The 10,395-nt window shown below is 63.8% G+C and carries 9 protein-coding genes and 1 pseudogene; 5 read left to right on the top strand and 5 right to left on the bottom strand.

Going from position 1 to position 10,395, the window contains the following annotated elements:
• Positions 1-1,114, bottom strand: a 1,114-nt coding sequence (locus EN939_RS09140) for a hydantoinase/oxoprolinase family protein (RefSeq protein ID WP_245473068.1), incomplete at its 3' end; no start/stop codon positions are given.
• Positions 1,115-1,298: 184 nt separating this feature from the next.
• Between EN939_RS09140 and EN939_RS09135 the strand changes: the two genes are divergently transcribed.
• The gene (locus tag EN939_RS09135) at positions 1,299-2,078 is read left to right on the top strand and encodes a helix-turn-helix transcriptional regulator (protein WP_127267759.1); all 780 of its coding nucleotides are present in this window, start codon (positions 1,299-1,301) and stop codon (positions 2,076-2,078) included.
• A gap of 45 nt (positions 2,079-2,123) precedes the next feature.
• Here EN939_RS09135 and EN939_RS39810 read toward each other — a convergent pair whose 3' ends face one another.
• The 3 genes and pseudogenes from EN939_RS39810 to EN939_RS09125 form a co-directional block, all read right to left on the bottom strand.
• Positions 2,124-2,258, bottom strand: a complete 135-nt coding sequence (locus tag EN939_RS39810) for a hypothetical protein (protein ID WP_306663811.1) — start codon at positions 2,256-2,258, stop codon at positions 2,124-2,126.
• A 25-nt stretch (positions 2,259-2,283) separates the two neighbouring features.
• Positions 2,284-2,424 (bottom strand): annotated as a pseudogene (locus EN939_RS39805) (type II toxin-antitoxin system RelE/ParE family toxin); the annotation flags it as partial.
• Entirely contained in the window at positions 2,421-2,702 is a 282-nt protein-coding gene (locus EN939_RS09125) for a type II toxin-antitoxin system ParD family antitoxin (protein ID WP_023811572.1), read from the bottom strand. The gene EN939_RS09125 and the pseudogene EN939_RS39805, both read right to left, overlap by 4 nt.
• A 278-nt stretch (positions 2,703-2,980) precedes the next feature.
• Here EN939_RS09125 and EN939_RS09120 point away from each other — a divergent pair, with 278 nt between their 5' ends.
• The 3 genes from EN939_RS09120 to EN939_RS09110 all read left to right on the top strand — a co-directional run bounded on the left by EN939_RS09120 (position 2,981) and on the right by EN939_RS09110 (position 8,151).
• Positions 2,981-5,155 (top strand): alpha-ketoacid dehydrogenase subunit alpha/beta, encoded by a 2,175-nt coding sequence (locus tag EN939_RS09120; RefSeq protein WP_127267758.1) that lies wholly within the window; start codon positions 2,981-2,983, stop codon positions 5,153-5,155.
• 84 nt (positions 5,156-5,239) lie between these two features.
• The gene (locus tag EN939_RS09115) at positions 5,240-6,802 is read left to right on the top strand and encodes an ABC transporter substrate-binding protein (RefSeq protein WP_164749072.1); all 1,563 of its coding nucleotides are present in this window, start codon (positions 5,240-5,242) and stop codon (positions 6,800-6,802) included.
• 119 nt (positions 6,803-6,921) lie between these two features.
• The gene (locus EN939_RS09110) at positions 6,922-8,151 is read left to right on the top strand and encodes an aminotransferase class III-fold pyridoxal phosphate-dependent enzyme (RefSeq protein ID WP_127267756.1); all 1,230 of its coding nucleotides are present in this window, start codon (positions 6,922-6,924) and stop codon (positions 8,149-8,151) included.
• Between the two features lie 33 nt (positions 8,152-8,184).
• Here EN939_RS09110 and EN939_RS09105 read toward each other — a convergent pair whose 3' ends face one another.
• Positions 8,185-8,922, bottom strand: a complete 738-nt coding sequence (locus EN939_RS09105; RefSeq protein WP_127267755.1) for a GntR family transcriptional regulator — start codon at positions 8,920-8,922, stop codon at positions 8,185-8,187.
• Between the two features lie 146 nt (positions 8,923-9,068).
• On the opposite strand from EN939_RS09105, the gene otnK reads away from it, so the two are divergent.
• A partial coding sequence (gene otnK / locus EN939_RS09100) for a 3-oxo-tetronate kinase (protein ID WP_164750923.1) occupies positions 9,069-10,395 on the top strand: 1,327 nt, incomplete at its 3' end.

The following is a 10,395-nucleotide window of genomic DNA, read 5'->3' as shown; positions in this document are numbered from 1 at the left end:
AATCGGCGATGGTCGGCTCGGTGCCACCGCGATCGAAGCAGATCGGACCGGGATCCGAGCCGGCGCTTTCCGGCCCAAGCGAGACCTTCTTGGTCAGGGGATCGACCTTGAGGATCATGCCGGCGCCGGCGCCGATCGTGTCGAGATGCAGCGTCGGCACGTTGAGCTTGAAACGGTCCATCAGCGGCTCGTTCTCGATTCGCGTCTGGCCGCGTGTGATGACGCCCATGTCGAAAGAGGTGCCGCCCATATCCGAGCAGATCAGCGAATCATTGCCGATCAGCTTGCCGACATAGGCAGCACCGAGGATGCCGCCGATCGGGCCGGAGATCATGGTTTCGTGCAGGCGCGGATGGTTGATCGAGGTCAGGCCGCCGAAGGAGAGCAGCGTCTGCACGCCATATTTGAAGCCGTATTTCTTCGAGACGTCCTCGATACCCCTAAGCTGCTTGCGGCCGCGCGAGGTGGCGTAGGCCTCGATCAGCACCGAATTCAGCCGCGACTGCTCGCGGATGACCGGGCGGACCTCATGGCTGGTGTAGACGATGATGTCGGCGCCGGCCCTGTCGACCTCCGCGCGGCAGATCTCGGCGATGCGCTTCTCGTGCACCGGATTGACATGCGAGAAGATGGTCATGATGCAGATCGCCTCGACCTTGTCGGCGATCAATTTTTTCGCGGCGATGGAGACCTCGTGTTCGTAGAGCGGCAGCACGACGTCGCCGAACTGGTCGATGCGCTCGGTGACGCCATGCGTGCGGCGGCGCGGCACCAGCGGATCGGGATGATGATGCGTGACCGCGTGCAGCCGGTCGGCGTAGGAATAATCGGCCCAGGCCTGCAGCCCGCGGCCCATCAGGATCATGTCCTCAAGGCCCTTGGTGGTGATCAGGCCGAGCCGGCGGCCGGTGCGCGACAACAGTGTGTTGAGCATGCCGGTGCCGGAATAGAGCACGACGTTGACGCCGGAAAACAATGATTCCAGCGAGATGCCCCAGGCATCCGCCGCGTCCTCGGCAGACGCGAGAAAACCTTCGGCTTCGTTCTTCGGCGTGGTCGCCGACTTGCCGATCTTGAAGTGGCCGTCCTGATCGACAAGAATCGTGTCGGTCATGGTGCCGCCGGCGTCGATACCGATGACGATTGGATTGCCGACGATGGGGCCGGTGAGATTGGGTTGGGTCACGGTCGCCTCGGGATCTGGTCTAGGTTGACGCAAGGCTAGATTCGATGGGCGGCTTCGCGCCATATGCCTAAAGACATAATGACGGCTGAGCTGACATCGCCGAAAAAAGGGCATGCGCATGGGGACCATCTGGGCGCCGCTCGCCAAAGCGATCGCCGCCACCGGCACGGACAGGCATGTCGACTGCCTGATCGACCTGATCGGCGCGGATATCGAGCACGACCTCGTCACGGTGACGCGCTATTCGACGACGCAGACACCCGAATTCATCAAACACCGACGCTTCTCGGACGAAATGGTCCGGCGCTATCTCGACAATTACTATGTCTTCGACCCGTTCTATGCGTCGTGGCGACGCGAGCGAAGGCTGGGCATCATGCCGCTGAAACGGCTTGCCAACGATGAGGCCAAGCGCGGCCAGTACATAGCCGGCTTCCTGGCGCAGTCGGAGATCTGCGACGAGGTCGGCATCATGCTGGCGGACGGCGGCGACTGGTGCCTCGGCATCTTCCTCGACCGCTCGACCACGCTATTCAAAGACAGCGAGATCGCCCTGCTGGATGAACGGCTGCCGGTGTTCGAGGCGCTGCATGCGCTCGACATCAAGGCGCGCGGAACGGAATTCTCCCGCACGTCAGCGCCGACAGGCCTCGGCGCCTCGCCCCGCCAGGAACCGACCATTCCAGCCAGCCTGTGGCCGGAGCTGTCACTGCGCGAGCGGGAGTTGGTCCAACTGATCCTCGCCGGTCACCCGACGGCCAACATCGCCGAACGCCTCGGCATCACCGTCGGCACGGTCAAGAACCATCGCCGGCGCATCTATGAGAAGCTCGACATCACCACGGAGCGGGAATTGTTTTTGCAGTTCTTCCAGCATCGGGTCGACCGATAGCCCGGGTTCGGACAGCTAAGCGGGTTACGCTTTTCCCGTTGCAGGTTAGAGCTCATCCTCCCAATTGGCGCCGCCATAGAGCACACGGAAGATCACCACTTGGTCGGATTCGACTGTAAAGGTCACCGTTACACGGCGCTCGAAACCGACAACCCGAAGGCCCTGGCCGCAGATCGTCACGGCGTGTTCCGCGCTCCGAGGCGTAGTCGAGACCCTGGCAGTAGGCTTCGATACGCTCGATATAGCGTATGGCCGTGACGTTGCCGGCGGCGATCTCGATGGTGTCGTATATCCATCTTAAGTCCGCTAAGGCTTCCGGCAACAGAACAATATGCCGGCGCTTCACACATCCCTCTTAAAGCGGGCGGCGTGGTGAGCGCGGATGTCGTCAAAAGCCTGGTTGGCTGGGATAACTCGGGAAGGATCCGCCTTCCACCTGTCATAGGTCGGCACAACCTCCTCGCGGAGCCAGCGCTCTACGGCCGCGTCGCGCTCTTGCAGGGCGCGAAGGCCGGCGCGGATCACTTCACTGCTGGTCGCGTAGGTTCCTGATTCAACGAGACGGTCGATGAAAGCAGCCTGCTCTGTTGGCAGGCTGAAGGTGCGCTTTTCGGTGGCAGCCATGATTTCTCCTATAATGTCGGTGTGATTATATCATACCAACATCCAATACGTTAGAAAACCTGTCGGCCCAAGAAACCGACATCGGCACTGCTAGCAGTCTCAAAATTCCTCTTGCGGAACCGCGCCGTCCCGGCTTAGTCTTTGCCTTCTCGCAAAAATGAAATTTAATTCCATTTGCCTGCAACCTTCTAGCCAGCATCGTGCCCCAGGAAAAATGAACGGCCCAATCGACTAAGAAAATATTTGATATATCATCTACCAGAACGGAAATAGCTGACATGGTCCAGCAGACATCGATCCAGCCATCGGCGCCCTGGTTGCGGCTAGATGTCGATGATTCGGACTGGACCGACGCCGAGGTGTCGAGCCTGGTGCGCTGGTATCACCAGATGCTGCTCATCCGCCGTTTCGAGGAAAAGGTGCTCGATCTGGCCCATGCCGGGCTGGTGCATGGTCCGGCCCACGCCAGCATCGGACAAGAGGCCACGGCGGTCGGCGCCATGTCCGTGCTCGGCACCGGCGACCGCATCAACGGCACCCACCGTGCCCATCACCAGGTGCTGGCCAAGCTTGTCAACGCGCAGACGCCCGGCGGATTCGACCCGCTGCATGATGCTTTCAACCCAGGCATGCAGGGATCGGTTCGCGGCCTGATGGCCGAGATCATGGGCCTCAAGTCAGGCTATTGCGGCGGCCGTGGCGGCTCGATGCATATGCGCGACGATGCCTCCGGCATCCCAGGCACCAGCGCCATTATCGGCGGCAACCTGCCGCACGCGGCGGGCTATGCGCTCGCCAACAAACTGCTCGGCACCGGCAACATCTCGGTCGCCTTCTTCGGCGACGGCACGATGATGGCGGGACCGGCCTACGAGGCGATGAACATCGCCGCGCTCTACCGGCTGCCGGTGATCTTTTTCGCCGAAAACAATCTCTATGCCGTCTCCACGCACATCAACGAGCAGACGCGCGAGACGCGGCTGGCCTCGCGCGGACCTATGCTCGGCTTTCGTGGCATCGAATGCGACGGCATGGATGTGGTGGCAGTCCACCATGCCATGCGCGAGGCGCGCCGGACGATTGAGGAAGACGGCGGCCCGGTGCTGGTCGAGGCGCTCTGCTATCGGTTTCTACACCAGAGCGGCGCCCGCCCGGGCAGCGAATTCGGCTACCGCACGCGCGCCGAGGAAGACGTCTGGAAAGCGCGCGACCCGCTTGCGACGATGGCGGCTCGCCTGAAGACGATGGGCATCCTGAACGCTTCGGACCTCGGGACACTCGACCAGCGCGTCATGGAGGCGGTCAACACCGCTGCCGATTCCCTGACCGAGATGAGCGGCAACGCGCTGCGCATTCCTGATCATCTGTGGCCGGACCCAAGCGACGTCGACAACCAGATCCGCGGCGATCTTTCCGAACTGAAGGGCGAGCGCTTCCTCGAGATCGAGGACGTGCCGCCGGCCGACACCAGGCCGGTCAAGTTCATGGTTGCCGCGTCCGAGGTCATCGCTCGCGCCATGGAGCAGGACCCGCGCATCATCATCATGGGCGAGGATGTGCACCGGCTGCGCGGCGGCGTTTCGGGCGCCACAAAGGGCGCGCTGGAGCGCTGGCCGGAGCGTGTGCTGGCGATGCCGATCGCCGAGAATGGCTTTGTCGGCGTGGCGCTGGGTGCAGCGCTTTGCGGCTTGCGGCCGATCGTCGAGATCATGTTCGGCGACTTCTGCCTGGTTGCCGCCGACCAGCTGTTCAACGCGGTCAGCAAGGTGCGCCACATGTTCGGCGGCGGCTTTCCGGTGCCAATCGTGGTCAGGGTGCGCGTCTCGCCGCACACCGGCTACGGCTCGCAGCATTCGGGCGATCCGTCCGGCCTGTTCGCCCTGTTTCCCGGCTGGCGCATCGTCGCGCCGACGACGCCCTTCGACTATATCGGCCTGATGAATTCAGCGCTGAAATGCGACGATCCGGTCGTCGTCATCGAGCATGTCGAGCTGTTCCCGAGCGAAGGCCCTGTGCCTGCGGACGACCGCGACTATTGCGTGCGGCTCGGCAAGGCGAAGATCGTCAGGCCGGGCAGCGCCTGTACACTGCTCACCAGCGCCAGCATGGTTGCCGTCGCCAGCCAGGTGGTCGAGGAGACCGGCGTCGATGCCGAGATCATCGACCTGCGCAGCCTCGACCCGACCGGGCTCGACTGGCCGCTGGTGGAGGCCTCGATCCGCAAGACCAACCGGGTAGCCGTCATCGAACAGGTGCAGCGTGGGCTATCGCTTGGCGGACGACTGACACAGGAGATTCAGGATCGCGTGTTCGATTATCTCGATCACGAGATCCTGCATGTGACGGGAAGCCTCTCGGCTCCCGTCGTATCGGCCCCGCTCAACCGCGCCGCACTGGGCGGCGCTGAAAAGCTCAAGGCCGCGCTTCAATCCCTCACTGCCGTGGGTGGATAGAGCGAACGCATTGCCACAAAGATCCGACAAGAAAATGGGAGAACTGACATGAGCATCCTACAGAGAAACAAGACCAGGGCGAAGATGCTGGCAGCCGTGCTGCTGGCCACCAGCGCCTTCTGGGCGCCGGCCACGTTCGCGCAGGACAGCAAGCCGCTGGTCATTGCGCGCAACATCGACCTCAACTCGCTCGATCCGCACCGCGCCTTCTGCGACACCTGCCAGATCTACAATTCCAGCGTCTATGAATCGCTGCTGACGCTGGACAAGGACAACAAGCTGATCCCGCTGCTCGCTTCCAAATGGGAAGGCAATGCCGACCAGAGCAGCTTCACCTTCACGCTCGACCCGGCCGCCAAATTCTCGGACGGTTCGCCGGTCGAAGCCAAGGACGTGAAATGGTCCTGGGAGAGGCTAAAGAACCTCAAGGGCAGCGCCTCGTTCCTGATGGACAATGTCGCCTCGATCGAGACCCCGGACGCGCATACGGTGGTCGTCAAGATGGTCGCGCCGAGCTCCGAATTCCTCAACATCGCGGCGGCGCCCTACGCAGCGGTCGTCAACAGCAAGGTTGCTTCCGAAGCCGGCGCCAAGGCCGATGCGGACGCTTCGACGACAGACAATGCCGAGGCCTGGTTCCTGGCGCATTCGGCCGGCAGCGCGCCGTTCGTGCTGAAATCCTATGAGCCCAATTCGGAACTGCGGCTGGCGCGCAACGACAAGTACTGGCGCACCGCGCCGGCGCTGAGCGAAGTCGTCATCCGCCAGACCAAGGATGCGGTGGCGCAGGCACAGATGCTGCAGAGCGGCACCGCCGACATCGCCATGCAGATCGACCCGGACACGGCCAAGACGATGACCGGCAGCGACGTGAAAATCGAGACCGTGCCGTCCTACAATTTCATCTATGTGGCGCTGTCGCCCGGCGCCAAGGCCAACAAGGTTCCGCTGACGCCCGAAGTGCGCGAGGCCATTTCGCTCGGTCTCGACCGTCCGAGCATCCTGGACTTCACCATCGGCTCCGAGGGCCAGTTGATCAGCGCACCGATCCCGCTCGGCTTCCCCGGCGGTTCGGGCTTCGAGGCGCAACCCTATGACGTCGCCAAGGCAAAGGAACTTCTGGCCAAGGCCGGCCATGCCGACGGCTTCGAGATGGAAGCGGCGTTTCCCGGCATGAACGTCTATGGCGTCGATCTGTCGCTGTTGATGCAGAAGGTTCAGCAGGATTTGGCCAAGATCAACATCAAGCTCGACCTGCAGCCGATCCCCTTCGCCAACTGGCGCGAACGCGTCAATGGCGACGGCATCCCGATGACGGCGGTGTTCTACGCGCCGGACTATTACGGCACGTCGCAATACGTCGATTATTTCGCCATGACCAAGGGCAGCCCGTGGGCGCGCCGCGCCGGCGCGGTGCGCGACCCGTCGGTGCTCAATCCGAAGGAAGCGGATATCTACAAGGCAGCCCTTGCGGCAAGCGGCGACGAGGCCGCCAAGCTGTGGCATCAGGCCGGCGAGGAGATGATCAAGGACAGGATCATCCTGCCGTTGATCAGCCCGAACCTGATCCTGGCCTACAAATCGGACGTCAAGGGCGTGCGTTACAGCGCCTGCTGCAACCTCCCGCTGGCGGAACTCAGCCACTGAGCGAAAAGATGCGGGAGGCGGCCAGCCGCCTCCCGCTTCCTCATCCTGGACGGTCAGCAAATCCTGTTCTTCCAGCATTAAGATCAATATATGATATATCAATACGCGGAGAACTCGCTATGACTTCCCTGATCAACTCCAAAGACCAGTTGCTGCGCGAGCGCGCGGCCTCGGTCATTCCGGGCGGCATGTGGGGGCACATGGCGACGCGCTATCTCGGCTCCGCCTATCCGCAATTCTTCGAGCGCGCCGACGGCTGCCGGGTCTGGGATGTCGATGGCCGCGAGTACATCGACCTGATGTGCAGTTGGGGCCCCAATATCCTCGGCCACCATCACCAGGCGGTCGAGGCAGCGGCCGAGCGGCAGCGTCGCCTGGGCGATGCGATGAACGGCCCTGGCGAGGTGTTGGTCGAGCTGGCCGAACTGCTGGTCAAGACCGTCGCGCATGCCGACTGGGCGATGCTGCAGAAGAACGGCACCGACGCCACCACGGCCTGCGTGACGATCGCACGCGCCGGCACCGGCCGGCGCAAGGTGCTGGTCGCGCGCGGCTCCTATCACGGCGCCGTGCCGTGGTGCACGCCTTCGCTCGCCGGCGTCACCGCCGAGGACCGCGCCCATATCGTCCATTTCGACTACAATGATGTTGCCAGCCTCGAGGCAGCCGTCGAGCAGGCCGGCAGCGATCTTGCCGCCGTCGTCGTCACCGCTTTCCGCCACGATATCGCCCGCGACCAGGAACTGCCGACCGCCGCCTTCGCCAGACGGGCGCGCGAGCTCACCACCGCCGCCGACGCGGCGCTGATCGTCGATGATGTCAGGGCCGGCTTCCGCATCGATCTCGCCGGCAGCTGGGAACCGCTCGGCGTACGGCCGGACCTGTCCGCTTTCTCGAAGGCGATCGCCAATGGCTATCCGCTTGCCGCGATCACCGGCACCGACCGGTTTCGCGAAGCCGCGACCAAGGTCTATGTGACGGGGTCGTTCTGGTATGGCGCCGTCGCCATGGCCGCCGCGATCGCCACCATCAACACGCTGCGCGACACCGACGCCATCTCCAGGATGACTGAAGCCGGCGACAGGCTGCGCTCAGGCCTCGATGCGGCAGCGAAGAAGCATGGCCTGTCGCTTCGCCAGACCGGCCCGGTGTCGATGCCGATGGTGCTCTTCGACGGCGATGCCGAATTCAAAAAGGCCGACGCCTTCTGCTCGGCCGCCTTGCGCGAGGGCGCCTATTTCCACCCCCGGCACAACATGTTCCTGAGTGCCGCGCATACCGCAAAAGACATAGATCTCGCCCTGCAGGCTGCCGATGCCGGCATGGCCGCAGCGGCGCAGGTGGCGTGACCAGCGCCGATGCGGTGGGAAGGAACAAATCGCTCAGCCGACGGCCGACACCAGGCGGCCGTTCTGCGCCGCGCGGCGCAGTTCCTCGGGCGTGACCGCACCGTCGTTCAGCCGTTCGAGAACCTTGACCAACAGGCGTCCGCCTTCGATCATGTCCTGCTGAATGCCCTTGCGCACGCCGTTCTCGTCACGCGCCCGCAGCGCGTCGAGAATGTCGAGGTGCCGGTGGCGGCCGTCGTAGGTCGGCCTGGCGTGCGGGTATTGATAGTTCACCAGCGGACCGTTGCGCAGCCAGATGCCCTCGATGATCGCCAGCAGCTCCGGCATTTGCGCCGCCTGGTAGATGGAATGGTGGAATTCCCAATTGTCGCGGACGGCTTCGAACCAATGGCCATTGTCCTCGTTGGCAATCAGTCTGTCATGCACCTCGGCCAGACGGTCGATCTCCCGTGGCTCGATGCGCGTTGTTGCCGCCGCCCCCGCCATGCCTTCGAGATGCAGCCGGATGCTGCGCAACTCCAGATATTGGGCCAGCGACAGCTGGGCGACGGTGATCGAACGACCGGCCTCCATCTCCAGACCCTTTTCGCGGACCAGCTGCATCAGCGCCTCGCGCACTGGCGTCTCAGACACCTGAAGGCTGGCGGCAAGGTCGCGGATCTTGAAGCGATGGCCCGGCCAGAAGCGGCCCTCCATCATGGCGCGGCGAAGCTCCTCGTAGACGCGCGTCGTCAGATTGTCGCGCGCGATCGGCGCGATAGAAGCAGTCACATCCGCTCTCCGTTCTTGCAGCGGCGCCGGCGTCGCCTGCGTCGCGTGGGCTGTGTATATGATACCACGAATGGCCTGACCACCGACATGAGACAGGCAACTGCGAGACGGGCAGCCATGGTGCAGACGGACATGAGACGGGGCGCATGACCGCGACGCCTTCACTCCTGTTCGGCGCCATAGCCGACGATCTGACCGGCGGCACCGAGCTGGCGTCGATGCTGGTGGCGCGCGGCATTCCAACGGGATGCACGGTCGGACTGAGTGCGCCGATCCCACCAGGCAATCTTGCCCATGTGATCCTGCTGAAGACCCGCGTCATCGCGGCCAGCGATGCGGTGCGCCAGGTTCTGGAGGCGGCGGACCGGCTGCTTGAAGCTGGTGCCCGGCAGATCTTCTTCAAATATTGCGCCACTTTCGATTCGACACCTGCCGGCAACATCGGTCCTTGCGCCGAGGCGCTGCTCGAGCGCCTCGGCGGCGGCGTCACGCTGTTCACTCCGGCGCTGTGTGAGACCGGCCGCACCGTCTATCAGGGACACATGTTCGGCGGCGCCCAATTGCTGGGTGAATCGCCCAAGCGCTTCGATCCGCTGACGCCGATGACCGATTCCAATCTGGTTCGCGTGCTGCAGGCGCAGAGCAAAGGCAAGGTCGGGCTGGTGCCCTATCTCGTCGTCGATGCCGGGGCGGAGGCCATCCGCAACGCCATACGAGAGCACAGCGCGGGCGGCGAGACGCTGCTGGTCACCGACACGATCCGCGAGCGCGACCTGGTTGCGATCGCGGAAGCGACCTTCGACCTGCCGCTGATGACCGGCAATTCCTCGGTCGCCGCGCATCTGCCACCGGCCTGGCTCACGCATGGGCTGCTGAATTCAGTCGATCTCGTTACCGCCAGCCTGCCGGCCATAAACGGCCCAGCGGCGGTGCTGGCCGGCAGCGTTGCCGACCGCACCATCGAACAGCTCGAACGCTTTGCGCAAAACAATCCACTGCTGACGATCGATCTGGCCAGCGCCTTCGCCGGCGCCGATGTCGTGGCCGAAGCGCGTGCCTTCGCCCAGCGGCATTTGCCCGGCACGATGATCGCCATTGCCACGACGGCGCCGCAAGCGACGGTCGAAGCGCTGCAGCAGGCGCATGGCCGCAACGCGGTGGCGGCAAAGGCGGAAGAGATGCTGGCCGGGATTGCACACATTCTTGTGCTCGAACTCGGTGTGCGGCGGCTGGTCGTCGCCGGCGGCGAGACCGCCGGTTCGGTGGTCAAGGCGCTCGGCATCGACCGCATCGCCATGGGTGCCTATGAGGGGCCGGGACTGTCGCGTGCCACTGCCCACCTCCCCGGCCTGCCATCCGAGCCGCTGGCGCTGATGTTGAAATCGGGGAAGCTCGGCGGCCCGGATATTTTCGCCGACGTCCTGCAAGACATGACACGGGCGACCACCGTCGCGCCGGCGATCGATATATGGC

Source organism: Mesorhizobium sp. M7A.F.Ca.CA.002.05.1.1, from assembly GCF_003998335.1.
GTDB lineage: Bacteria > Pseudomonadota > Alphaproteobacteria > Rhizobiales > Rhizobiaceae > Mesorhizobium.
The sequence above is the reverse complement of the archived record's forward strand: the minus strand, read 5'-3'. Positions and strand labels throughout refer to the sequence as shown.

Excerpts from the sequence above, each read along its gene's own strand:
- EN939_RS09135 (WP_127267759.1), top strand. The coding sequence starts at position 1,299 with ATGCGCATGGGGACCATCTGGGCGCCGCTCGCCAAAGCGATCGCCGCC.
- EN939_RS09125 (WP_023811572.1), bottom strand. The coding sequence starts at position 2,702 with ATGGCTGCCACCGAAAAGCGCACCTTCAGCCTGCCAACAGAGCAGGCT.
- EN939_RS09120 (WP_127267758.1), top strand. The coding sequence starts at position 2,981 with ATGGTCCAGCAGACATCGATCCAGCCATCGGCGCCCTGGTTGCGGCTA.
- EN939_RS09115 (WP_164749072.1), top strand. The coding sequence starts at position 5,240 with ATGCTGGCAGCCGTGCTGCTGGCCACCAGCGCCTTCTGGGCGCCGGCC.
- EN939_RS09110 (WP_127267756.1), top strand. The coding sequence starts at position 6,922 with ATGACTTCCCTGATCAACTCCAAAGACCAGTTGCTGCGCGAGCGCGCG.